18 protein-coding genes and 2 pseudogenes are annotated in these 23,363 nt (G+C 64.6%); 5 read left to right on the top strand and 15 right to left on the bottom strand.

Translation table 11 applies throughout. The features are described 5' to 3' along the window. Window positions 1–52: 52 nt before the first annotated feature. From Pflav_RS00365 to Pflav_RS00345, 5 genes are all read right to left on the bottom strand, one after another. Entirely contained in the window at window positions 53–2,653 is a 2,601-nt protein-coding gene (locus Pflav_RS00365) for a WD40 repeat domain-containing protein (protein WP_332107717.1), read from the bottom strand. An 11-nt stretch (window positions 2,654–2,664) separates the two neighbouring features. Further along, window positions 2,665–4,488, bottom strand: coding sequence for a WD40 repeat domain-containing protein (locus Pflav_RS00360; protein ID WP_173032776.1), 1,824 nt, complete (start codon window positions 4,486–4,488; stop codon window positions 2,665–2,667). Further along, window positions 4,455–5,051, bottom strand: a complete 597-nt coding sequence (locus Pflav_RS00355) for an AAA family ATPase (RefSeq protein ID WP_173032775.1) — start codon at window positions 5,049–5,051, stop codon at window positions 4,455–4,457. Before Pflav_RS00355 ends, Pflav_RS00360 begins: the two co-directional genes overlap by 34 nt. Before the next feature lie 5 nt (window positions 5,052–5,056). Next, window positions 5,057–5,569 (bottom strand): hypothetical protein, encoded by a 513-nt coding sequence (locus tag Pflav_RS00350; protein WP_173032773.1) that lies wholly within the window; start codon window positions 5,567–5,569, stop codon window positions 5,057–5,059. Window positions 5,570–5,701: 132 nt separating this feature from the next. Continuing rightward, window positions 5,702–7,117 carry an alpha/beta hydrolase gene (locus Pflav_RS00345; protein ID WP_173032771.1) on the bottom strand — a complete coding sequence of 472 codons (1,416 nt, stop codon included), beginning with the start codon at window positions 7,115–7,117 and terminating at the stop codon, window positions 5,702–5,704. 870 nt (window positions 7,118–7,987) lie between these two features. On the opposite strand from Pflav_RS00345, the gene def reads away from it, so the two are divergent. Continuing rightward, window positions 7,988–8,542: a peptide deformylase gene (gene def, locus Pflav_RS00340; RefSeq protein WP_173032769.1), complete on the top strand. Its 555-nt coding sequence runs from the start codon at window positions 7,988–7,990 to the stop codon at window positions 8,540–8,542. Window positions 8,543–8,660: 118 nt separating this feature from the next. After that, window positions 8,661–9,563 carry an alpha/beta fold hydrolase gene (locus Pflav_RS00335; protein ID WP_173032767.1) on the top strand — a complete coding sequence of 301 codons (903 nt, stop codon included), beginning with the start codon at window positions 8,661–8,663 and terminating at the stop codon, window positions 9,561–9,563. A 14-nt stretch (window positions 9,564–9,577) separates the two neighbouring features. On the opposite strand, the gene Pflav_RS00330 is transcribed toward Pflav_RS00335, so the two are convergent. The 3 genes from Pflav_RS00330 to Pflav_RS00320 all read right to left on the bottom strand — a co-directional run bounded on the left by Pflav_RS00330 (window position 9,578) and on the right by Pflav_RS00320 (window position 12,396). Next, window positions 9,578–10,423, bottom strand: coding sequence for a formyltransferase family protein (locus tag Pflav_RS00330; RefSeq protein ID WP_173032765.1), 846 nt, complete (start codon window positions 10,421–10,423; stop codon window positions 9,578–9,580). 55 nt (window positions 10,424–10,478) lie between these two features. Beyond that, window positions 10,479–11,210, bottom strand: a complete 732-nt coding sequence (locus Pflav_RS00325) for an aspartyl/asparaginyl beta-hydroxylase domain-containing protein (RefSeq protein ID WP_173032763.1) — start codon at window positions 11,208–11,210, stop codon at window positions 10,479–10,481. Between the two features lie 352 nt (window positions 11,211–11,562). Beyond that, window positions 11,563–12,396, bottom strand: coding sequence for an ATP-grasp domain-containing protein (locus tag Pflav_RS00320; protein WP_173032761.1), 834 nt, complete (start codon window positions 12,394–12,396; stop codon window positions 11,563–11,565). Between the two features lie 370 nt (window positions 12,397–12,766). On the opposite strand from Pflav_RS00320, the pseudogene Pflav_RS47750 reads away from it, so the two are divergent. Further along, window positions 12,767–13,124: pseudogene (locus Pflav_RS47750) on the top strand (IS630 family transposase); the annotation flags it as partial. A gap of 179 nt (window positions 13,125–13,303) precedes the next feature. Next, on the top strand, window positions 13,304–14,458 hold the full coding sequence (locus tag Pflav_RS00315) for an aromatic ring-hydroxylating oxygenase subunit alpha (protein ID WP_173032758.1): 1,155 nt from the start codon (window positions 13,304–13,306) through the stop codon (window positions 14,456–14,458). 595 nt (window positions 14,459–15,053) lie between these two features. On the opposite strand, the gene Pflav_RS00310 is transcribed toward Pflav_RS00315, so the two are convergent. Next, window positions 15,054–15,716, bottom strand: a complete 663-nt coding sequence (locus Pflav_RS00310; protein ID WP_173032756.1) for a GNAT family N-acetyltransferase — start codon at window positions 15,714–15,716, stop codon at window positions 15,054–15,056. Window positions 15,717–16,270: 554 nt separating this feature from the next. Next, window positions 16,271–16,459, bottom strand: a complete 189-nt coding sequence (locus tag Pflav_RS00305; RefSeq protein ID WP_173032754.1) for a hypothetical protein — start codon at window positions 16,457–16,459, stop codon at window positions 16,271–16,273. A 7-nt stretch (window positions 16,460–16,466) separates the two neighbouring features. On the opposite strand from Pflav_RS00305, the pseudogene Pflav_RS00300 reads away from it, so the two are divergent. After that, a pseudogene (locus Pflav_RS00300) lies at window positions 16,467–17,357 on the top strand (tyrosine-type recombinase/integrase); the annotation flags it as partial. A 152-nt stretch (window positions 17,358–17,509) separates the two neighbouring features. On the opposite strand, the gene Pflav_RS44490 reads toward Pflav_RS00300, so the two are convergent. The 5 genes from Pflav_RS44490 to Pflav_RS00285 all read right to left on the bottom strand — a co-directional run bounded on the left by Pflav_RS44490 (window position 17,510) and on the right by Pflav_RS00285 (window position 22,932). Further along, complete coding sequence (locus tag Pflav_RS44490) at window positions 17,510–18,337, bottom strand: site-specific integrase (protein ID WP_232070877.1); 828 nt, start codon at window positions 18,335–18,337, stop codon at window positions 17,510–17,512. Between the two features lie 29 nt (window positions 18,338–18,366). Then, window positions 18,367–18,744: a tyrosine-type recombinase/integrase gene (locus tag Pflav_RS44485; protein ID WP_232070876.1), complete on the bottom strand. Its 378-nt coding sequence runs from the start codon at window positions 18,742–18,744 to the stop codon at window positions 18,367–18,369. Window positions 18,745–19,618: 874 nt separating this feature from the next. Next, window positions 19,619–19,894 (bottom strand): ribbon-helix-helix domain-containing protein, encoded by a 276-nt coding sequence (locus Pflav_RS00290; RefSeq protein WP_173032752.1) that lies wholly within the window; start codon window positions 19,892–19,894, stop codon window positions 19,619–19,621. Further along, the gene (locus Pflav_RS47055; RefSeq protein WP_269474449.1) at window positions 19,891–20,019 is read right to left on the bottom strand and encodes a hypothetical protein; all 129 of its coding nucleotides are present in this window, start codon (window positions 20,017–20,019) and stop codon (window positions 19,891–19,893) included. The genes Pflav_RS00290 and Pflav_RS47055 overlap by 4 nt, the downstream gene beginning before the upstream one ends. A gap of 1,173 nt (window positions 20,020–21,192) precedes the next feature. After that, window positions 21,193–22,932 (bottom strand): restriction endonuclease, encoded by a 1,740-nt coding sequence (locus tag Pflav_RS00285; RefSeq protein ID WP_232070875.1) that lies wholly within the window; start codon window positions 22,930–22,932, stop codon window positions 21,193–21,195. Window positions 22,933–23,363 lie beyond the last annotated feature (431 nt).

The following is a 23,363-nucleotide window of genomic DNA, read 5'->3' as shown; positions in this document are numbered from 1 at the left end:
ACAACGCGGATCTGGCCGGACACTAAGAACGACCGATCAGCTACCGTACGGCTCAGCGGGACCTTGATCGAACGGACAGGCTAACTTGCGTCGCTGCGGACGAGGGGGTCGGACCGGTTGGTCCCAGAGAAAAAGTGGCAGAGATTATGCCTCGGCTTGTTCCAACCGTCACGAAACGATGGGCTGACTCGTCGCCGGCATCCGCGACCGCGCCAAGGGCATGGATGGGCATTCCGAGGAACATCGTAGTCAGACACACCTCGGCATCTATGTTCCACGCTTTGATCGTGCCGTCGTGCCCACCCGTCAATACTGCATCGCGTCCGTCGGGAAGAGAGAATGTGGCAAGCGGATGAACGTCGCCAGAATGGCCGGTCAGTATTCCGATCTGCTGAAAGGCGTCGTGCTCCAAGTGCCATATCCTGACGGATCCATCGCTTCCCGAAGTGAGCAACCGTCGCGAAGTATTCGCCACCGCGAGAGACCAAATTCTGCCCGGATGGGCCTGCAAAGGCTCGGACATCGGTGCAAGTGTCGTGGGATTCCACATTCTTAATTTGCCGTCGTCGCCTGCGGACACCAGGACACCCGACGCACCGATGTGTTTGATCCGTGCGAGCGAGGTCACCGGGCCGTTGTGCGCACGCACCAGCGGATGCTCTTGCGCGGGCTCCCAGATGCCGACTTCGCCTGTTGCCAGCCCGAAGAGCAGACGCGCAGGTCGCTCCGGCCAGGAAAGGATCGACGTCGGGGCTCGGTCTGTAATTCTTCTCGCTGCAGAGATCTCCTCGCTGCCTCGACGCTGAAAGACTGTCGTACCGTTCGTCGACACGATGGCATGAACCGGCTCGAGTGGACTGGCTGTGCCGGGTTGCTGTCCCAGGTCCCCGCTCAGCGACGCGAGGTGGGCCACGTTCAGCGGTGCCGGAATCCGCGTCAACCGTGCATCTTCGGGACGCCAGACCGCTAGACTCCCGTCGGCTCTGACGACGTACTCCGCTGTGGAATCGACCATCTGCGCATCCGAGTGGAGGGACACGACGGCGCGTGGCGACAACGGATCTCCAACGGGCTCGGTGCGGGTCGGGTCGAACAAGCGCACGACGCTGTCGTCCCCGGCAGTAACGAGGAGCGGAGTGCCGACGCCGGAGGTCCCGCGGGCGAGCGAGCGAATAGCGTGCACCTCGCCGACGTGCGCGAGGATCTGGTGCGGCTCCTGATCTGCTCGCGCCAAATCCCACAAGCGGACGGTGCCGTCCCCTCCGACCGTTGCCAGCCTGTTCTCTCCGGAGGGCTCCGTGAAGCAGTCGGCCGCGAAGACCGGCCCCGTGTGTCCCTGCAGAGGCTCAAGAACCTCTTCTCCCGAGGCGACGTCCCACAGGCGCACCGTCCTGTCCGAGCCGCAGGACACGAGCCATGTATACGGGGCCTCGGGCGACGAGCGAGCAGGAGCGGGGATCGTCGACACGCTGTTCACAGTCCCGATGTGCCCACGGCCGGGCGACATCACACTGCGTCCGTCGACCGCATCCCAGACCCGGACCAAACCGTCCGCGCCGCCACTGGCCACCAGGGAGCCACTACCGGGCGCCGGCACCGCGGCCACGGACACGGCTGGACCTTGGTGTGCTTCGATGGTGAGCGGTTCACTGTCAGGTCGTCCGAGGTCCCAGACCTTGAGCAAGCCGTCGCCACCCGCAGACACGAGCAGTGCCATTTGGCGCGCCGGGTCTGCTTTGGAGGGAGCGTTGACAACGGCCAACCCGTGAACCTGCCCGTCGTGTGCGGCGGTTATCGTCCGATGGTGGTGGCCGTCCAAGCTCCAGAAGTGAATGGCACCGTCCTCAGCCCCCGCGGCGAAGCCCGGTGAGGTTCCCCGCTCGCGAGGCAGGGGGCACAATGCGTGGATCGGACCTGCCATCACATGTCCGAGTTCCGCCAGGACCCGGCCGCAGCCCGGGTCCCAGACGGTGACCGCACCCGAGGCGCTGCCCGTGATCACTGACGGCTTAAGGCCGCCATCATGGGTGTCTTCATCGACCACCGCCAGCGAGTAAATGGGATCATCCGTCTGCATGCCCTGACCGACCGGGGCCTCGCGCTGCGTCACGTGCCAGACCCGGACGGTGGCGTCCCCGCCCGCGGACGCGATCCACACGGCGCTATCCCAGACCGGTCGGGCTGCGACGGTGAAGCCGCATGCGCCGAATACGGTTCCTATGTGACCGGTGAGCGGAGGGCCTACCGGTGTCATGTCGCCGACGTCCCAGGTCCGCACAGTGCCGTCGGACCCGGCCGAGACGATCAGACTCGACAGGCCGGCGGATCGGACGGTGCCGGAGTCGGCCGGCAAGGGGAGAGTGGCGAGGTGCCGCACTGCGCCGATGTGACCGTGTAGCGTCCCCACCAGGTCTCCGGACGCCGGATTCCAGACCCGGATGACGCCGTCGGAGCCCGCGGATGCCACCAGATCCCCGCCTTGCGCGGACTCGTCCTTGTCGATACGAAGAGGACAAAGACCTCGGACCGGCCCACCTTCCGTGGCCATTATCTGGGACGACTCGGCGGTGAGGGGATGCCACAGGTGGATCCGCCCGTCGATGCCTCCCGAGACGATCCAGGGAGACTCCGGGAACCCGGACTCCGTGGGCATGAGGACGCTCGTCAGGGTCCAGGCGGCGCCCTCGTGACCGCGGTACGGCTCCCCGAGAAGGGCTCCGGACTCACCGTCCCACAGTCGCACGCTTCCGTCGGCGCCCGCGCTGGCCAAGCGAGCCGATCGCAAGCCGGCGCCGGACTCGGCCGGCTCGCGGACGACGGTGACTTCCCAGATCGGGCCCTCGTGCCCTTCCAGAGGGGGAGAACCTGATGGCCGGAGATGGGGTCCCAGATGCGGATGGTCCCGTCGGAGCCCCCGGTCGCGAGTCTCGGTTCGCCCGAGGTCGTGAAAAAGGAGACCACATCCTCGACCATGCCCATATGGCCCAGGAGCGGTGCTCCCACGGGCGACAGCGTCAGGGGGTCCCACAGCCGGACAGTGCCGTCGTCGCTCGCCGAGGCGATGACCGTTCTCCCGTCCGGAAGAGGGACCACGCAGACCTTGTTGACGACGGACGAGTGTCCCGTGAGACGCAGGTGCAGCGGTTCCTCACCGATCTGAGCTGCCTGCACCCCCCATGTCGGCCAGTTCTCGGTGGACCGCTCCTCCCCGACCACGTGAGCCCGCCCATACACAGTGGACGCGAGTTGCCTGATCCCGCGACGATCGCTCAACGCCGCGTCCATAAGCAGGTCGCGCGCCCCAACCACGCCGGCGATCTGCGGGGGCATGTCACGTCTGCCGAACAGCGAGCGGATCGCATCTGCGGCGACCGCGTCCGGGTCGAGCGCATCGAGAACTGCGCTCGCAGACTCCAGATCGGACCATCGATCAGCATCCGCGACATGCCCCGACAAGTGCTTGGCCAGGTATCGACCGAGCGCACGGTGATTGTCGCTCATCGCCTCGCCCAGACTCAGCAGCGCGTCGGCGGTGGCTGACACCCCCACGTCGGGCGGAACCGGGCCCCGACCACGCGCGAAGTAGTCGACGAACTCGCGGTGCGCGAGGCGATACACGGTTCCGGGACGGCGCAGGTGCTCATTCTCGGAATCGAGGGGATGAAGGTTGTCGGCTCCGATGTAGGGTGCCGCGTGCGAAAGAATGTCGTGGATGACGCTGGACCATTCCTCGCCAGACGTGTGCGCGATGACGTCTCCCGCGGCTGCCGCGATCAATGCTTCGGCCACCGCCGCCCATACGCCGTTCGCTTCGGGCAGGCCTCGCCCGCGAGCCAGGGAGAGGGCCTGAAGCAGGAAGGGGTAGCGGTCGTCGATACGCGCCAGCCGTTCCATCGCCTTGCCGAAGAGGTCTTGGTGGTCCCCGGCGAGCAGGCGTCGGAAGGCGAGATTTCTCTGCGGGCGGATGATGGTCGAGTCTTCCAGGATCTCGTAGACCGCCAGACGGGCGAACAGGAACTCCAGGCCTCGCTCAGCCACGCCTCGCGCCGCGGCCAGGATACCGTCGTCTCCCACCTGCGCCAGCGTGTCGGAGACCGCCTCGTCCTCCCCGTGGTCACGCGCATGTCGCAGACGAGCCTCCACATATCTGAGGATCGCCTTCGGGTCGCTCGCCAGTCGCAGGACCCTGGTAGCGGCAGGATCCGATTCGTCGGGGGCGAGGGCGCGGAGCAGATCCTCGTCGGCGCTGGGCGAGTCGGGCGCCTCATTGACGGATGGGCGGGTCCCCACGATAACGCGGACTCCGGTGATCTTGGCCATCCGGACAAGGAGCGCGCGGGCTATGTCCAGAGGATCGACCGCCTCGTCCAGTGCGTCCACGAGCAGGGTGAACCGCCTGGGCGAGGCAGCGGCGACCTCGCCCAGTCCGGAGACCAGCCAGTCGATGTCGTTGGCTATGCCGGCCGAAGGGTCATCGGCAGAAGGCACGTGGCCCATGTCCAGGGCTGATGAGATGCGGCTGGTGATCTGCCTGAGGTCGAGACCGCTGAGGTGGATGACAGCATCGAATACGTCGGACGGGGGATCCGGGACGCTCCGCTGGCGAGAAGCCCTCTCCTGGTCAGGGCGGCTCGTAACTCCGGCACGGAATGCGTGAAAAGGTTCCCGAGCAGCGCGGACTTTCCCGATCCGGCTTTGCCGGTGACGACCAGAAGCCCGGACTCCGTGCCTTCGAGCCAGTCCACCAGCGCGTCCATTTCGTCCTGGCGTCCTTGAAAAAACCATGACAACTCGCCGTGCTCAGCGCCTCTAGCCTTGCTCAGGAAATGCCAGCGCTCGTCCGCGGAGAGTGAAGTGAGAACTTCTTCAAGGTGGCGCTCTATGTCCATCGGAGCGAACATCTGACCGGCTACGGGTGGTCGAGACCGGACAAGTGAGGCGAAGCCCAGGGCACGGGAATACACCGTTCCCTGCCCGAGCACACGATCCAGCTGTGTGGCGAGATCGCTCAGATGGATCTCGCGCTCTGTTCTGAACGTGTCAAGAAGCACGATCCTCAGGGCGTCGTTGAATCGCCCCAAGCTCGTTGCACCCTCGGGGACACTCCGACGAGCAGCACACGCGGCGGCGACTTGAAGTCGATCAGGGCTTGGGTCAGTGCATCTATGATCTGAACGGACCTGCAGGTGTCGATGATGACGATGACCCAGCCGGAGCCGTCGTCGTCGTCCGCGCGCCGCGCCTGGTGAGCCGCGATGGCATGTGCGAGCTGCTCGGGCAGGACGCCCCCGCTACCGACGACCACGGGACTCCGGGCGTGGGCGAGTGCGTGCCGCCGGCCGTCGGACCATCCATGCCCCACCCAGTACAGGACCGAACCCCGCGGCGAGCGCACGACATTCGCCGCCGGCCCCGGCTCCTCGGAGGACTTGTCCCACACCGTCGGCAGAACGGGGCGCCATTGGTGCAGGCGCTCCTGCACCGCATCAGCCCCTCGCGACGGCGCAGAAGTGCTCCAGGGGACCAGCTCGGCGCCAAAGGAGGACAGCAGGTCGACAACCCTCCCCACCTCCGGCTCCACGTCCAGGTTCGCCAGCCCGCGTCATGGTAGAAACCGAATGCCATCGGATAGATGTGGATCACGCGTCATCCCTGGGTGGCGTGTCTGAACGTGGTCTCGGCGGGCGTCCGACCTGGCGCGCTAGTCCGCACAGAGGACAATCTGCGACACGGGCGACGACGACGATCCGTCGACGGCGATCCGGTACATACCGGCGGGTAGGGGACCGGCCTGAGCGACAAAGTCGCTTCCATCGATTCTCACCTGAGGCGTGTCGACCGGCAGCCCGGAGGCGATGTCCACGACCTCGCAGTTCACCAGGGTCGGGTCGGCAGCTCCGTTAATCTCTATGCGGAAAGGCTCACCGGGGGCGACCACGTCCGGGACACTCACGCCGAGCTCACCCGCGCCCTGCCACGGCCCGGTGCGCCTGCCCAGGATCGCGTCGCGGACGATTACGAGGATCTCCTGGGAAGCGGCAACGGCGCCGTGAGTCTGCGCCAGGGGCATCACCTCGCGGCCCGGCAACTGAGCGGAGACGCGTGGAACGGTCCCGTCCCCTTTGAGATCAGAACGCAACGGAGAATGCCCGTCGGTAGCCGGCGGCTCGAGAGTGAATGCGTGGCCGCGCACCAGACCGTCCGCGATGCTCACCGCCTGGACCGTGGGTTGCTCGCACCCCACGACCTGAACGTGCCCGACAGGCTGGACGTCGGACATGCCGGCCTGCCAGGACATGGCTCGTGAGGACTCATCGGTCGATCCACCCAGCGACTCGATGTCTCCGACCGTCAGCCTGCGTGCCGCATCAGGCGCACCTGACCCGGTTCCCTCGGTTAGGACGCAGCGGTACGTCGGAAGCAGGTCGAACAGGCCGGGCAGGCCGGCTGCGAGTGTGCGCGCGCGAGCGTACGGCAGCGGAATCGGGAGCCCCGAGCCGGAGGCCAGCATCTGCACCGCCTTCGGTGCTCCGAAGAAGGGCGTGCCGAGCGTCACGGTCACTCGAATATCCTCGGCGAGGCCGGGGACGGCGGCCAGTTGACGCGCTAGGAGGCCACCCATCGAGTGTGCGACTAGGACGAGCTTGCGATCGCCGGGCGGAATGTCGGCCCCACTGGTCCGGAGTTGGCGACAATGCTTCAGATGTGCGTCGCAGAATTCGGCCAGGATAGCCGCATTATGTGCGACCGGGAGTCGCCAGTCGTAGGGGAACTCGGCGACCTGGGAGCGATCGGTGACCAAGCCGTGAAGTCCGCGCAGAAGTTTTGTGTACGGTTCGAGCCCGGCGAGCATCGGCATGAACCCGGGAAAGCGGAGCAGGCGGGTGGCCTTGACCCGCCGATAGCCGCCGTCGATCTCCGCCGCACTGACCGCAAGCGCGTCCAATGATCGGCCGGATGTCCAGGCGGAAATGTACCAGCGGGGATCTGAAAGGCCCCAAATCTGCTTGCCCGTTTCCACGTCGACCAGCTCACTACCCATGATTCCTGGAACCACGACGATGGCGTCCTGCGTGGCGTGCGGGCTGGTCGGCGGCATTTGTTTCTTCCTCTCCAATTGCTGACTCCCGGCCGCAAACGTGATACGGCGCCGTAATTCGTGATCTTGTAGTCGTGGGCTGGGCAGCAGGCATATCCGGGTGTGTCGCTGCGAGGATGGGCGCGGGCACCCCCTTGATCATCAGGTGCTTGGTGGACCACCAAGGGTGTGGGGTGGGCCACCCAACATCGTGAGGTAGCCGCTGCGGCCATGGTATAGGCCGCTCGGTCGAGGAGAACCTCGATACGTTGGTCGGCCAGGTTGGGTCGTACTTCGCCCGGCGGAAGCCTTTGCGCAAGGCGGGAGGTGTGTGCGGGGGGCTTGATGAGTGAGCTGCCCGCAAGAACTGCTGGACGCTGGCTGAGTACGCCGACGACCCCACTCCGGACCGGATGCAGCGGCTGCTGGAACGCGCGTCCTGGGGACAACGTCGCCGCGATGAGGCAGGTGCGGGGCTTCGTGGTGGAACACCTCGCCTGCACAAGCGGGTTGTCGGTCCTGGTGTTCGACGAAAGCGGCGACGAGCACGCCACAGGCGCCAAGTGCTGGACCAACGGCATTAGGTGGGCTGCGCCGGCAAGGTCGCCAACGTGGTCAACTTCGTCAACGCCACCCGGAATCGGCAGATTCTCGGGCGGGTGCCGGAGCCGGGTGAACAGGCGTGAATCGACGTCCAGCGAGGGCATGGGCAGCACAGCGCAGCCGCATCGCCTTCGACGCTTGTGGGGACGACTCACGGACGCGGCGGCCTGGGCGCGCTCATGCCGGAGCTCCGGTCGGCGGGTGTCGGCGGCCACAACCGGACGCCCGCCTGGGTGAGCGGGCGGCAGCCCTCGGGGCCGCCGTATACTTCGAGAGCTGTCCGGCAAGGTTGATTGTGGAGGACGAATGCACGTGGTTTCGGAAAGCCGTGGCGAATGGGACCGCCCCGGGACCGTCCGAGGAATCAGAAAATTCGGTGACCCGGTCCTGCGGGAGTCCTGTGCGACGGTGACAGATTTCGACGCGCGGCTCGAAAGCTTGATCGCGGACATGTTCGCGACCATGTATTCGGTGGACGGCATCGGTCTGGCCGCGAATCAGATAGGCGTCGCCCTGCGGGTGTTCGTGTTCGACTGCCCCGACAATCAGGGCGGTTGGCATCGCGGATACATGGTCAACCCAACCAGGACCTTTGTCGGCGAGGAGGAACCGGACGACTCCGAAGGATGCCTGTCCATCCCGGGCGTTTATGCCGAGTTCCCCCGGTCCTCGCAAGTGGTCTGTGAAGGACAGGACATGACCGGAGCCAAGATTCGGATCGAGGGCGAGGCCTACTTCGCCCGCTGCTTGCTGCACGAGACGCAACATCTGGAAGGTAAGCTATTCGTCGACGTGCTTGAGGGAGATACGAGGCGAGATGCCCTGAAGGCGATCAGGAAGAGCAGTTTCACATCACAGTGATGGATGCGCCACGGTACACCCAACGGGCCAAGGATCGCCTGGCCCGAGCGGCCCCTAGGCGCTATGTTCTGTGCGGGCCGACGCCGAGGTCAACGGCCGCTGAGAGCGGAGAAGTAACATGAGCGATGCAACCTTGACAGTCAAGACCATCACGCTCCCTGGTGGGCGTGATATTGAGGTGCACCTGGGCAACTGGGAGCTCGGAGGAGATTCGCCGTCGCTCGTCTTCCATCACGGAACACCGGGGTGGGGGGACCCGGGGCGGCACCTGCTCCAGGCCTCCGCCGACCGCGGCGTGCGCATAGTGGGCATCACTCGCGCCGGATACTCGGCCTCCACCCGAGTGCCGGCGAGAACGGTCGCGTCCGTGGCCGCAGATGTCGAAGCGGTTCTGGACGATCTGGGAATTCAGCGGGCACTGGTCGTGGGTGTCTCAGGAGGCGGCCCACACGCCCTTGCCACCGCGGCTCGGCTTCAGGAGCGGGTGTCTGCCACCGCGTCGGTGGCAGGCCTGGCTCCCTGGACTGCGCCGGGCTTGGATTTTCTCGCGGGGATGGGGCAGGGCAACCTCGAGGAGTACGGAGCCGCGCTCGAGGGCGAAGCGAAGTTGCTCGAGTTCTTAGAGCGCGAAGCTCCCGGGATCACTCAAATCTCGCCCGATGAGCTGGCGGTGTCGATGGCTTCGCTTCTTCCCGACGTCGACAAGCGACTCGTCACCGGCGACTACGCGGCCGAACTGGTTCAGCATTTCTCCCGGAGCCTTGCACCCGGGGTGTGGGGATGGGTCGACGACGACCTCGCATTCCTCTCGCCCTGGGAGTTCGACCTGAAACTGCTTAGTGGCCGGCACGTAGCGGTGTGGCAGGGCAGGCACGACCTGATGGTTCCCAGCGCCCATGGTTCCTGGCTGGTGTCCGGGGTGGAGGGCGCACGGTCACGACTTCTCCCGGACGACGGCCATCTGTCGATCGTCGTCGGACGCGCTGCCGAGATTCTCGACGACCTGCTCATGAGCTGGTAGCAGGACCACATTCTTCACGTGACGACCGGGAGTGATCTCTGGGTGTCCAGGCGTACCAGCCCATCAGGCAAGGCGACAATTGTTCCGACCTGAAGCTCGGCAACAACGCTCCCGACCACGAAATCGTGATCGCATCGGGTCGCGCTGAGCAAGGAGGCCCGGAACTCCGTGCGGCCTTCCAGTTTGACGGAGAATCCATACATGCCGAACGAACTGTGCAGTCGAAGCGCGTGCTCTGTCGTGTGTTGTGATGCTATGAGGACGTCGCCGTCCTTGTGCGGCCAGTAGGAGCCGCCCTGCACATGTCGCTTAGCGGCGAAGTATCCTTCAAGGTCGTCCATCAGCCGGCTTAAGAGCCGCGGTGCCAAGGCGAAAAGTTTTAGGTAGAGCTCGTCGAGACCGTCCTCAGGAGACTGATCAACAGGGGACTGAACAAGGATGGGACCCTTGTCCAGCTCTGCCGTCATCTCGTGGATGGTCACGCCGCTGAACTGAGTGAAAGCTGTCGCCAGATACGGCAGCGGATTGGGTCCGCGCCCATCTGGTAGCAACGCCGGGTGCACGTTGACCGCGTACGGGACATCCAAGTACTGCGTCGGAACTCGATACATGTAGGCGGCGCACACGAAGAGATCCACGTTCGCAGCGTTTACTTCGCGGACTACATCGACCGTCGGGCGCCCGGTGAAGACCCTGGCATTGGCCGCGCTCGCTAGGCGCAGCACGTTTCTTGCTGGCTGACCCTCAGGTCCCTCCGTCAGACAGACCGCAACCTCGGTGTCCGGCCGACTGACCAGCGTCGCCATGCATGAGGAGAAGAAGTCATGGCCGGCATAGGCGATCCGCAGAGGTTTGCCCATCGTCTGGTCTCCCGTACTGGTCGTCGGCCACCCATGCATGCGACAGGAGAGCCGATCAGGCTGGTGATGGGGGCGTTCGCACGTCGCGGAAGTCAGCCTGCCATTTCGAGATCGCGTCGGCCTGCACACTCGCATAGACATGGAGCCCGGCTAATAGCCTCCTCTCGGTGACAGTCAGGTCTGGATGCCATACGTCCAAAACCAGGACGATCCGCTCCTCTTCCGTGTTGTTCCAGACCCTGTGCAGGAGGTGGTCGTTCAGCATCAGGCACTGTCCCTCGGTCCAGACACGCCTCTCTCCGTCGACCTCGATTCCGCAATCACCCGAAGGGATTTTGAGGCCGAGGTGGCAACGCGCCCTGGTGTTCGTTGGCCCGCGGTGGGAACCGATACTGGCACCCGCTGGCAACCGAGAGACGAAGACGCCCCCTCCCAGCGTCGTCATCCCGCCGAGGTTCTCAACGATGTCGACGATCGTCGGGAGTAGCCGGGCCGCGCCCTCGTACTTGTGCCCCATGGCGTAGACCGGAAGGATTCGCCAGTCGCCGTACCGTGGGACTGCGTCCCTCTCGCTGTCGGGAAAGAACGCTTCCGCCGAAATCTCCCGGAACTCGTCCGCGATCGTGTTGAAGCGCTTCTCCAGCTCGGCACAGACAGGAAATCGCGAAGGATCGAACCAGCGAGGATTGTCAATTTCTGGGTAGGTGCCCATAACGGGGTCGATCTCACCGTCCGCCACCGAGGACATGTAGTCGACGAACCTCCCGGCGACCAGTCGATCACCCATGGCCGTCTCACCCCAACTCGTTGCGTAACCGCACCAACTGCACGGTACACCGGTCCTGCACGCGCGGCCAGCGTCCTTCGAACGACCGGGACGTAAGGCAAGATCGGTTCAGCCTGGCCGAGCTCTGGATTGGTGGCGGCGTCGAAGAATGCTTGGCGGGGAAGCGCACGTGGGACGCGAGGACTCGCCGGGAGCCGTTGGGGATCGGCAGCGGCGCGGCACGTGAAATCGGTCGTAGGTTCGATCTCATTCCTGGCGGAGGTACGACCGTGCCGCGTCAGGTCAGCAGTGGTGGAAGGCGCTGTGCTTGGCCATGCGGCTCAGTCATTACGCGCGTTAACCAGACCGTTCGTCACGACGAGAGGTGCCGCGACAGGGCGCCAGCAATCGCGTCGACACAGGGCGCGGGGAGCCAAGCGAACCCGAAGGCGGGGTTGACCTCCAGTAGACGAAGCCTGTCCTCAACCATCATATAGTCGACGCTGAAGAAGGAGAGCCCGAGGGTTTCCCCGAGCTCCGACCATACCCTGCTGCCGACCGGAGCCGGTACGACCTCGGCCTGGCCGACATGCTCAGGATGGAACTGAAGGTCCGGTACCGGGCTCAGCCGGGCGTGAGGAAACCGGACCGTGGCTTCTTCGTGACCGAACACGAAGGAACGGAACTCGTGGTCCGCATGCACACGCTCCTGCGTGATGAGCGGCAGAGGCTTGCCTGCGGCACTGAGAGCCTCGATGAGTTCGGCGGTCACAACCTGGCAGTAGAAGGCCTTTTCGCCGCCGATCCATCGGCTCTCGCCCACGTGTTTCACGAGGTGGCCCACTGTCAGATCGGAGAACTCACCTGTCATCGACGTTCGAGGAAGAAGCCCAGGAAGAGCTTCGGAGATCTTCCAGAGCTGGAACAGCTTGTTGGCCCATCTTCGCATCACGTCCGGACGATCAACGCAGAATTCTGCGACGACGCTCTCCAGAATCTCCAGTGCCACGCTGAACTGGCGAGCACGGAAGCGTCCGTTGGCCTCGGACTCGAACCAGCCCTGTTCCAGTTGCTCGAAAGAGCCAGGGTTGTACCACACTTTTTCGTGTCGCAGGTCGTCGAGGCCGTAGACCTTCGTACCCCCCTCGTCGAAGCGGATACGAAGGGTGCAAAGACGGTCGTCAACGTCGATGAACGTGATCGGCAAGCCACGATCGCGAAGGGCCTCCCACTCCGCGACCGTCCCTGAAGCGCCCAGGAAAATCACGGGGTGGGGGCCTACGGAATGCCTAGCTGGACTTGCGCGCGGCGCCGGTTGGGATTTCCTTCGCGAGGATGTCGATCGCCTGCATGGTGCTTCCTCCCGCAGTATTGGTGCTGACTACGGTACAACAGAGGCCAGTCGAGTGGAAGTGGTAACCACAGTCCAACCTCCGACGGTCCTGGCGATCTTTGGCCGCTAGTGCGCTGACCACAAACGTTCGCCGGGTTGGTGACACGCCGGACGTGATCGGTTGGTTCCGGTAAGGTCGGCGGCACGCTCGAAAGCGATTTGATCGCTATTGAGAGGTGGGTGCATGGCTGGGCCGGCACGAGCGCGGCAGCTTACTGACGAGGAGGGCCGCCGGCTGCAGCAGTCCGTGCGGTGGGGCAAACATGAGTCGGTCCGGGTCCGCTGCGCCATGATCATTATGGCGTCGGCGTCCGGTACGCCGATGCCGGCGATCGCGCGGCTGGTCGCCGCGCAGAGGACACTGTCCGGAAGGTCCACGCCTTCAACAAGATCGGGCTGCGCACTGGATGTCTAACTGGGCGGGCGGGCGTGCCCGCCGAATCACCGCAGACGACGAGGCATTCATCGTCGCGACGGCCACCGGGCGGCCACAACGGTGGGGCGCCCGTTCACCCCGCTCAAGCATCCGTAAGCTCGCCGACCACCCTGGCCACCAACCAAGTGCGACCGGTGATCGTCGTACTCGCGCGGTCGGTGGGCGCTGGCGTCGGCGCGGCTGGCGGCTAGTCTGCGTCAATGGCCAGGAACACCTCCCATGACATTTCCGGGGCAAGCCTTACGATGTGCAGCAACCGACCGTCGGTGACAACAGGAGTCAAATATGGATGATGACACCACGGTAAAGGCCGTCAAGCGACTGTTAGCGCACATCGACAACAAGACGACGGATTACGCGCCATCGGTGATGCGAATGCCGATCGCACGTTACTTCGACTTTTCGATCGCTGCCGCCGAGCGAGAACGAATCTTCTTGCAGTCACCTTTCGTAGCCGCCCGCTCGAGTGAGCTGCCGCATCCGGGAGACTTCGTCACAACCGAGTACATCGGCACACCTCTGCTGATGGTCCGCCAAGCGGACATGTCCGTGTCAGCTTTCATCAATGTCTGCCGGCATAGGGGCGGGCGTATCGAGTTCGAAAAGTCGGGTAACCGCAGGCAATTCATCTGCAACTATCACGGCTGGTGCTACGGACAGGACGGCTCCTTGAGAGGGATATCCTTCCCGGCTGGCTATCCGGACGTGAATCGAGCCGACAACGCCCTACCATCCTTGCCCGTCGATGAACGGTTCGGATGTATCTGGGTTGTGCCGACTCCCGGCGATGAGCTGAATATGAAAACCTATCTGGGCGAGTTCGACGAAGGGGTCGAGGCCTCCGGTATCGGTGCTGCGGTGCTGCTGCGAGAGCGTCAGTGGGAGCTTTCGATGAACTGGAAGTTGGTCATGGACGGATTCCTGGATACCCAACACGTCGGCTTCCTGCATCCTCAGTCCGTAGGCCCGCTGTTCCACGCGAATATTCACCTCCTCGACACGGTCGGCAAGAACACCCGGCTTGTCGTTGCCCGACGGAGTATCGATGGTGTCCGCGGCGCGGATGTCGACGCAGTGGAATTGAGAAGACATATCGGCTGCAATTACACTGTCTATCCGGCCACGATCATCGTGGTGGTGCCGTACCACTACGAGCTGTGGACCATTTCCCCGCATCCGACGGACGTAGGGAAAACTCACGTCGTGGTGAGATTTCTGGCTAAAGAGGGACCGATATCCGAGGCTGATATCCACGCCCGCGACGAGAACTGGAGTAAGTTGCTGGACGCATTGTCAGCTGAGGATTGGCCCATGGCCCAGTCCATCCAGGATAGTCTACCGCGAGGCCTCTTGGCAGAGACCCTGTACGGCCGCAACGACCTCCCCGCGCAGGCCTACTACAACCAGATTCAGCGTGACCTGGACGCCTCCTCCGGCTGAAGTCTCAGTAAGGCTCCGCCTCGGACCGCAAAGCCAGCGCTTGAGAATAGGTCATTGCGGGCTTTGCGCAGGCTCACACAGGGACCCGTGGCCCGATCTTGGCCGGCCGCCGGGACGACCGGCCGTGCTACGCCAAAGTTGCTGGTCAGACGAGTCTGCAGATGTGGAGCGGGCCAAGTCAGCCTACGCCGCCGCGAAACTTGACACACGTGTGAAGAAGCTAGCGCCCAAAGGTCGCTAGTCCGCTATTCACCCCGGTCTGCCGAGCCATGGGAGTCCGCGGTGTGGGATCTATTGCGCCGCCCCGAATCGTTGGCCGGGTTGGGGCCATGCGGCGGCTCGTGCGGCGTGGCCCATCCGCGTGCGTTGACACGTTCGCGGCGTTTGCGCGGCGGGGACGTCGGGATAGTTGGCGTGGCGTTGCGTCAGCGCAGGTAGTCGTGCATCCCGCGGTACGGTGCCGAACCCTACCGGTGCTGGTGCGCCTTGCTGGTCATGGCGCGGCGGTGGTTCGGATGGTCGATCTGACCACGAACGTGTGCAGCGGCCCGAGTGCGCTTGGATCGGGTTGGCCGCTCGCGAGCTCCTCGGAGGACTATTCGCCATGGACAACTTGATATTCTGCCAGAACGGCCGAGCCGTAGGGGCGAAATCCAAGCGCGACAGCGAGTCTCGCTGAAGGTATATTGCCTCGAAAATGGGAGTAGAAGGGAACGAGGCCGCTCTCGAGGATCGTCTCTATCGCGCGGCTTGCGACCTTTTGGGCGAGTCCTCGCCGTCGCACATCGCTCCGAGTCGCTACTTGGATATCATGGGCGACATCGGACATCCGCTTTTCGCCAGACCAGGCCGCCAATCCGTAGTCGTCAAAGACGCCGAATATTGAACCGTCGACTTCCGTCGAAAGCCGCACGCCGTTCCAATCTGTCGCGTCCACAGAGTCCGGATCGAGCTGCAACACCTCATCGCTGAAGTCCAAGCGTAGCTCGTCGGGAGCGGCAGTCAGAGTGTCGAACACATACGCGTTCCCAAGATTCATTCGAACCGCGATGTCGAGGAGACGCGGCTCTAGATCACTTGGCGAGAGATGTTCGTCATTCAAGTTCCAGCCCGCGATCTCATCACAAACTGACTCAGTGGAGGTAACCGTGAGGTTATTGGGCGTGTGTAACGGGAACAGGGCAAAGAATGGTGCGGCATAGTTCATGAAGACTGGTTTGTCCAAATGATCGCCGCGGATCAGATGCAAGCCAGGCATGCGGAGGACGTCGGGACTACACTGTAGTCGACGAGCCCATAGCACGTCCACGGCCTTCGTTGGATCCATAGGTCGATGATGCCATGCGGTTCACTAGCAATAAAGACCGGGCCGCCCCGTACGTGCGGCGCGGCTCCATGGGTCATGCCTTCGTCCTCCGTACGCTCCTCACAAGGGCCTAGGTCAAATAGGACAGCTATCCACCCTCCCGTGACGTGAAAATGCTCTAGCTCCGCCTCAGGCTGCGGCAAGGTAGCGAACCGGGCGCCCCCCGCTGCCGTAAGGGATTCTGATCCTCAACCAGTAGCCGCGCGGTTTCTCATCCATGCAGACCACCGGGAAGCGTTCGTCCAGCGGGCGGGCGTAGACGTCCAGGACGGCCGAGCTCCTACCCGACCCGATGACCTGCTTCAACCTCGCCTGCTGCTCCGCGTCCAGCACAACCGCGTGGACCCGCCTAGGCGCCATCACTCCTCCTGCCCCTCACCGACTCACGACAGGCAAGACTTACCAGATGCGCAGTTGTGGCTTAGTGGGGTCGCCGCGTGGGTGCCCTATTCACCGATTGTCGGCTCGGCGCGTCGGGCATTGGCGTCTTCCACGTCTGCGAGCGTCACCCATCCGCTTCGAATCGACCATCGGGCCAGCGCCCAGCGGAAGTCGCCTTGGCTGGATTCGCCGTCGCTGCCGGTCATGCCTTCGATGCCATGCCCGGACAGGCTTTCCCGCAGCGACTTCACCATCGTCCGGATCAACAATTACAAGACCAGCCTGCGAAGCGCGATCCTGCCCGCCCTGGGCAGCTTGCGCATCCAGGAGGCCACTGTGGGCCGCCTCGACAAGTTCCTGCGCAAGGTCGCCGAAAACCGTCCAGCGGGCCGCCAGGGCCGCGAAGGTCGTCCTCGGCCAGATGTTCGCGTTGGCGGTACGCCGTGGGGCGCTGATGACCAACCCCGTCCGCGAGACGGGGCGACTGCGGAACCCACGCCGTAAGGCTGCGGCGCTGACCGAGGAGCACCTGAAGGCTGTCCGCGCGGCGATCCGCGAGTGGCAGCAGCCTGCCACCGGCAAGCCAGGACCTCGGCAGAACGGCGACCTGGCCGACGCGTCGACCTCATACTCGCCACCGGCGCCCGCATCGGCGAGATCCTCGCCCTGCGCTGGGACGACCTTGACCTGGCTGCCGAACGTCCAACCGTGACCATCTGCGGCACCCTCGTCTACATCAAGGGCAAGGGATACCTTCGACAGGAGTGGACCAAGAGCGACGCCGGCTACCGGACACTCGTCCTGCCTAGGTTCGCCGTACGGATGCTGCGGGCCCGCAAACATATCGCCGCCGCCAAGGCTCAGGACGCGATCTTCGCCTCGCGGCGCGGCACCTGGCTGTCGCCGCACAACGTCCGCCGGCAATGGCGCGAGGCCTGCGCCGACACCGGCCTCGAATGGGTTACCCCGCACACCCTCCGCGAGACCGTCGCCACCGTGATCGCCCAGGAGGCCGACACCACGAGCGCCGCAGCCCAGCTCGGCCACGCCAGTGAGGCAATCACCAGCACCTACTACATCGCCACGCCCATCCTCGTCCCGGACGTCTCCGACATCCTCGAACAGTTCGCCACCAGGGCAGGTAGCATCTGATCTCCCTTTCGCGGCGACAGCCCGAGCGGGGGTGGTGTGGTGGCATGGTCGGGTTCAGGCGCTTCGACCGCCGGCTTCGGCGATACGCCGTGCGACGGCGTCAGCCGCCTCACGGTGTAGATGCCTGGAAACGGACTGGTACGTGTCGCGGGTCAGCGTGGATGTGGAGTGCCGAGTTGCTCCTGCACGACCTTGATGTCTATGCCGGCGTCGAGGGCCATGGTGGCCGCGACATGTCGCAGGTCATGCAGCCGCACTGGCGGGAGGTCCGCGTCGCGGACCAGCCGGCGGAACCGCGCTGAGACCGCGTTGGGATGCCACGGCTGTCCGTCGGGACGGACGAAGAACAGCCCGGTGGCGGGCCAGGCAGGGCCGGCGGCGAGCTGCCGGGCCGCCCGGCGGGCCTTGTAAGCGGCCAGCGCTGCGGCCGTATCCGTATCAAGGACGAGGGTCCGGTTGCTGGCCCTGCTCTTGGGCGGTTTCTCGCGGATCGTGTGGCCGAACGCGGTGATCTGGTTGTTGATCACGACTTCGCGTTTGCCGAGGTGGACGTCGCGGTCGCGTAGGCCACACGCTTCGCCGCGGCGGGGGCCGCGGTAGGCGATGAGGTGGAACAGCGGGTGCAGGTCTGGATCGTGCGCGGCGGTGTAGGTGAGGAAGCTGTTGAGCTGCTCGCCGGTCCACACCATGACGGGACTGGGCACTGTTCCGTTTGTCCGCCACTCGGCGACACGTTCGTCTTCCCAGATCATGGGGAGCGCCCGGTGGTAAGGCGTCTTGACCAGGGTGGCCGGGTTCGTCCCAGCGATAAGTTCCTCCGCGAGGGCGTCGTTGAGGGCCTTGCGGAGCGTGCCGCGGATCCGTTGCAGGGTGCCTGGGCCGGTTATCCGCCTACCCGTCGCGCCGATGCGGACGTGGGGGTCCGGGCTCTTTCTCGCGGCGAGCAGCTCGGCGTTGGATGCCTGGATTGCCTGGAGCATTGCTCTGATGTGCCGTGGCCTGATTTTATCTATATAGGCAGGTGGCCGAGGTGCGGGATGATATGGACTCGGATGTGTGACTCGTAGCCGGTGATCGTGTTGGCCTCGACGGTGAGACCGGCCAACCATTCGGTGAGGTAGTCGGCGAGGGTAGGAATTCCGGTCAGGGAAAGGTCGGCGCGGATTCGCCGACGCACGTCCTCGATGTCGGGCAAAGGCTGACCTGCGCGGATCGTGGCGAGCAGCAGCTCGGCGACATCATCGCGGCGGGCCTGGTCGTGTCCGGCGAGTGTGAGCAGGTCCCGGGCATGGTCGAGTGTCTCGGTGGCCTCGCTCCTGCTGCCGAAGCCGCCTCGGCGGAGCTGTCGGCGGCCCCCGTTCCGGCGGCGGGGCAACTCGAGCTGCACGTACCACAGTCCGTGCTCGGAACTCCAGGAACCGCTGCTACGACGCAATCTTGGACACGCCCGACCCAACGCTCTTCCGGTCACCGCGTCGCGGCATACGCATCGTTTATATAGGGATCCGTTGATCACTGCGTCAGGCCTTTCTGCTCCCACTTTGCACTGCACTTAGGCCCGCCAAGCGCAAATTGGCGCTTACCTCAGGTTGGGCGCTATTCAGCGATTGATCAACTACACTATTTGCCTCGCAGGTGAATGCCAAATGTATAGGCAGGTTTGATGGTCGGTCTCTACCGCAGCGTCCCGGCTACTTGAGACTTAATGCGCGCGTCAGATGGAAGCACCAGAACCTATGGGATGATTTAGACGCTACCCACCACCCGCCCCGGGCTATCCCAACCTGGCGACCCTCGGCGGTCGTGTTCGGTCAGGGCGGCCGGCCGTCACCATGTCCAACGACACCACTGCGCCCAGGCGGCGGGCAGTCACCCGAGGGCAGGTATCGTGAGCCTGCCTGCCTCGTACCTCAGGGAATAGAGCAAGGGCTTCTCGACATGGAGCGTGTCATCGGTCCCGACGAGCAGCACCGAGTCGCCCTATCGAGCCGGCAACGCCCGACAAGTAACGCCGCTGCACTGCGGCGAGCTGGTCAGCCCCGAGCCGCGCATTAACCGCCTCGCAGCACAGCGCGGGTTCGAACGCTACGGGATGCTGAACGGCATCGACAGACCATCCCACCTAGATGTACGTCTTTGCTTCCGGCGAAGAGCAGGCAACCCACAGGTAGCGGGACCGTGCGTGCACCTGATCTCGCAATGCAGCGCCCGCCGATCGCAGCGGCAAGACTGCCTGCGCCAACGCGAGGAACTGTCGCTGTTCAGGCAGCCTCGGGTGTATGCCTGGCCAGGAACTCGTCGATCGCCTGACGGATCAAACCTGAGCGTCCCGCCTTGTCGTTGCCCGCCAGCTCGTCCAGCCGCGCAACGGCCGCCGCGGAGAGCCGTACTCCGGTCACGATCATCGGTACGCTCTCCGGGCTCGGCACCGGACCGACGGCCGCATCGCGCAACGGCTCCGAGATGTCCCCGCCGCCGTCGAAGTAGGCCACCAGCTCTTCCCGGCTCATCCTCCTCGGATCCCGGTGCACCGTCATCGCGTCCCCTCCACCCACTGCTTGACCTCTTCGGGCCGAGCCGGCCGCACCGCCAGGATCGCGTAACTGTCGACTCCACCCATCCGCTCGCACAACACCACGATCACCCGAGCCGAATCGGCCAACCGGGCACCGCCAGCAGCGGCGTCCCGGGGTGGTTCTCGATCCGCTGGGTCGAGAACAGCGCCTCAATAGCCTCCCGCTCGGGACACGGCGTGCGTGCCGCGCTCGCCTTGCCGGCCTCCGTCCAGCCGCACTCCCGCTCGGTGACACAGCCAGCGTATAACGCGTAAAACGTCCGTACGCGACCGCGCCCTCACCTCACTCCGATCACCGTCGCGCCATATAGCACAAGCCTCGCGGCACGCGCGCAATTGCGCGTGCGGTCAAGCGGTTGGCGCTGCCGCCACCGCGCATGACCAGCGGCATGAGTAAGTAAGCATGGCAGGATCCGGCAGGTCGTCAACTTCGCGGAAATAGTGCTATGCCCGAATTAGGTGAACTGCGAATCCCAGCGCGCCAGTCATCGCTCGCCCTTTTTCGAGCCGCATGCTCCTCGATGATTCCTTTGTCCGCTACTCCAGAAATGTAAGCCGATATCGACCATGCGGCGAGCTGCCTGCTGAACGCGCTGACACTGCGTATGCCGGCTTCACTCCGAGGGCCGCCGTGCGCCACGCAGTTTCTGATTCGCTGCAGGCGAGCGCGAGCCAGGTCCCATTCGACGTCAATTACATCGCATCTATCGGCAATGGTTGCCGGTGCGTTCAGCCACTTCGCGAGCGACCGCACCCTTCTGGCCATAAGCGTAAATGGCGACAGGGCCGCCTCGATATTTCGGAGCACGGCAACCGCTTCCAGCATGTTGATAGACTGAGTGCCGCCGCGATATTGGAGTACACGACTTCTGAGCGACTCTTTCGCATGAGTAGTGAGTCCCGTTTCGGTATCCAGGCTATGCAATGCCTGGTAGACTGTGTCGCCGAGCGCACCTTCGATGTTGCTTCGACCTTGCCGCGCGTCTCGCGCCCGGCGGCACAGCTTTCCTGTACATCGACTCGGATTCTGGGCCGAACGTGGCAGTACGGCAGCTGCCTGCGGCCTGCCGAGGTTGGTTACGGGGCGACGCTAGCTTTCGCCCTGATGAGCTCGCTGGCGGTATCGTCCCAGGAGATCGCGGTAGCGCCAGGCGCACTCCCCAGTGGCACGCCCCGAAGGCGACCAACCGCGTGCCTGCGGCAGATTGGCGCGGCATTAGCCCGATCGCGACCGCGGAAGACGAGACGCGGTCCTCGCAGCTAGGGCAGTGGGTCGACGGCGTGGAGCATGGCTAGTAGCCCATCGATGGCGTCCCATTCGTCGTGCGGGACGGGGTCGGGTGAGAAGTGCATCATATCGTTGCGGATCTTGGCGACATCCTTGACCTGCTGGAGGAACTCCTCGTGGTCCAGAGGCCAGCCAAGCAGCATGAAATCCTGCTCGTCCTTCAGTACGTGGGCGTAGGCGCCGAAGGTGAGCGAGTCGGCGTTCTTGTGTCTCTTGTTGGTGGCGTGCTCGATCGTGGCTGCCGGGATCTGCGCCTTGACCCGTCGGTGCAGGCGGCGTTCGCACTCCTCGATCTTGGTGAACGGCTTGGCGATCTCTCCGAATCGGTTGGTCAGGTCCGCACTGGTAATGATCCCCGCGATCGTCTTGCCGTCTCGTGACCGGACGAAGATGAAGTCGCTGTTGGAGATGTCGTCAATCCGCGGTAACACCAGGTCGTCATAGCCGGCCAGCAGTGCCGTGTGCTTGGCGTGTGCCACCGTCGACGGGGGTGTCGGGGACATGTAGGCCTTCGCGATCGACTCCCAGCTCACCGCGTAATGGAAGGTGCCGTCGTCGTCGATCACCGCCAGCTGGGAGTAGTTGTGCCGCAGCATCAGGGTTCGAGCCAGGACGATCGAGTCGGTGGGCCGCACAGACGTGACGGCAAGGTCGGACCGGACCAAGGTGCCGAACCGGAGCGTGAACGGCTTCTCCGGCACCAGCGTTTCGTCGTCATCGGGCTCTTCCGTGACGGTCTCCGCGTCGGTCTGCTCGTCCAGCAACCGCTCGGTCGCCGTCTCGACGGTGGTGTCATCCTCTTCCGCGCCAGACTTGACGACCAAGACGCTCTTGCCGATCCATCCCTCGGTGAACGGCGGTACAGTGGTAAGCCCGTTCTCGGCCAAGTCCCGCTGGATCGTCTCCACCACGGAGCTGGTCCGCCGACCTGCCCCCCACTTAGACAGCAGCTCCCGGATCGTCAATTCCACGCCGTTGTCGTCAGCGACGGCCCGCTCGACGAAGTCGTCCGGCGTCACCCATCCGTTGGTCGACACCTCGTCGAGGGTCGGTCCCGGGTCGACGCCTGTCTCGGCGAGCGCGGCAAGCCGCCGCACCGCGCCGTTGCGCCGCAGCTGGCAGATCGTCAACAGCGAGCCGAGGCTGTACAGCAGATCTTGCTGGATCGCCGACCGTGGCAACGCCGGCCGTACCCATGTCACCGGTCGCACGTGACGACGGTCTGGGGGTGCGTCCCGCCGATACTGATAGTGGCCGGTTACCCGGCCGATCGCCACGTGATCCGGCGAGGCCTTCTTCAGCGGCGTTACGACCAGGTCGCCGGCCTCCATGGCATAGATCAACCGCCACAGCTGACCGGTCCAGTTCGCCACCACGGTCCGAGACCGGTTCGGATAGGCCGCCCGGACCGCAGCCTGCAGCTCCCGACGGGATGTGTACTGCGCGAGGTTGCCCATCTCCGGCCAGCCACCGATGACGAGCGACTGTTCCAAGGCGTCGGCCTCACGCTCGCCGTCACGACCGGCTCTCACCATCCACGCGTTCGTCATCACCACTCCACGTCCGAGCTCGACCTCGCCGACGCTGATCCACGTTCCCGCCATTTGAGCCATCGCAGGCGCACCAGGATCACCGCTCCTGCAGCGCCGGATCGACGAAGACGACCAAGCCTGCCAGCTAGCCAGCCCATCCTCAACGTCTATACCGTCCACATCGCACGGCCGATTACCAACGAGAGTCCGTCGTCCGGTCGACAACGAAAGCAACGTGGGCAGTGGCAATCGTCCACTGCCCACGTGCATTCGCGGCTGCCGCCCTAACCAGGCGGCTGACACCTCCGCAGATACGGCGGCTGGTCAGGCGACGGGACGGCTCCGCCCACCGGGCTCGCCTCATGAAGCTCGTCGAGCGAACCTGAGACGGGTTTCAGACAACCGCGACGGACCCATCCGCACGACACTCGTGGCAGCCTGCCGATGTGGCTGACTCGACGCTCTCCGACTTCTCCCCCTCCGTGCCGTTCACCGCCGATGATGTGACCGGTGCTCCCGCCGCCGGCGGGGTACACGTGGTCCTGGCTGGCGACGATGTCATCTACGTTGGTGAGTCGGGGAATCTACGGCGCCGACTGCGCCAACACCTC

It is taken from the genome of Phytohabitans flavus (genome assembly GCF_011764545.1).
Classification (GTDB): domain Bacteria; phylum Actinomycetota; class Actinomycetes; order Mycobacteriales; family Micromonosporaceae; genus Phytohabitans; species Phytohabitans flavus.
Note: the sequence above shows the minus strand (reverse complement) of the source record. Positions and strands in the feature narration are given on the sequence as shown.

Bases quoted from the DNA above. Each gene is read 5' to 3' on its own strand.
- Pflav_RS00365 (WP_332107717.1), bottom strand. From the start codon at position 2,653: ATGCCCACGGAGTCCGGGTTCCCGGAGTCTCCCTGGATCGTCTCGGGA.
- def (WP_173032769.1), top strand. From the start codon at position 7,988: ATGCACGTGGTTTCGGAAAGCCGTGGCGAATGGGACCGCCCCGGGACC.
- Pflav_RS00335 (WP_173032767.1), top strand. From the start codon at position 8,661: ATGAGCGATGCAACCTTGACAGTCAAGACCATCACGCTCCCTGGTGGG.
- Pflav_RS00330 (WP_173032765.1), bottom strand. From the start codon at position 10,423: ATGGGCAAACCTCTGCGGATCGCCTATGCCGGCCATGACTTCTTCTCC.
- Pflav_RS00325 (WP_173032763.1), bottom strand. From the start codon at position 11,210: ATGGGTGATCGACTGGTCGCCGGGAGGTTCGTCGACTACATGTCCTCG.
- Pflav_RS00315 (WP_173032758.1), top strand. From the start codon at position 13,304: ATGGATGATGACACCACGGTAAAGGCCGTCAAGCGACTGTTAGCGCAC.
- Pflav_RS00310 (WP_173032756.1), bottom strand. From the start codon at position 15,716: ATGCCTGGCTTGCATCTGATCCGCGGCGATCATTTGGACAAACCAGTC.
- Pflav_RS00305 (WP_173032754.1), bottom strand. From the start codon at position 16,459: ATGGTGAAGTCGCTGCGGGAAAGCCTGTCCGGGCATGGCATCGAAGGC.
- Pflav_RS44490 (WP_232070877.1), bottom strand. From the start codon at position 18,337: ATGCTCCAGGCAATCCAGGCATCCAACGCCGAGCTGCTCGCCGCGAGA.
- Pflav_RS00290 (WP_173032752.1), bottom strand. From the start codon at position 19,894: ATGACGGTGCACCGGGATCCGAGGAGGATGAGCCGGGAAGAGCTGGTG.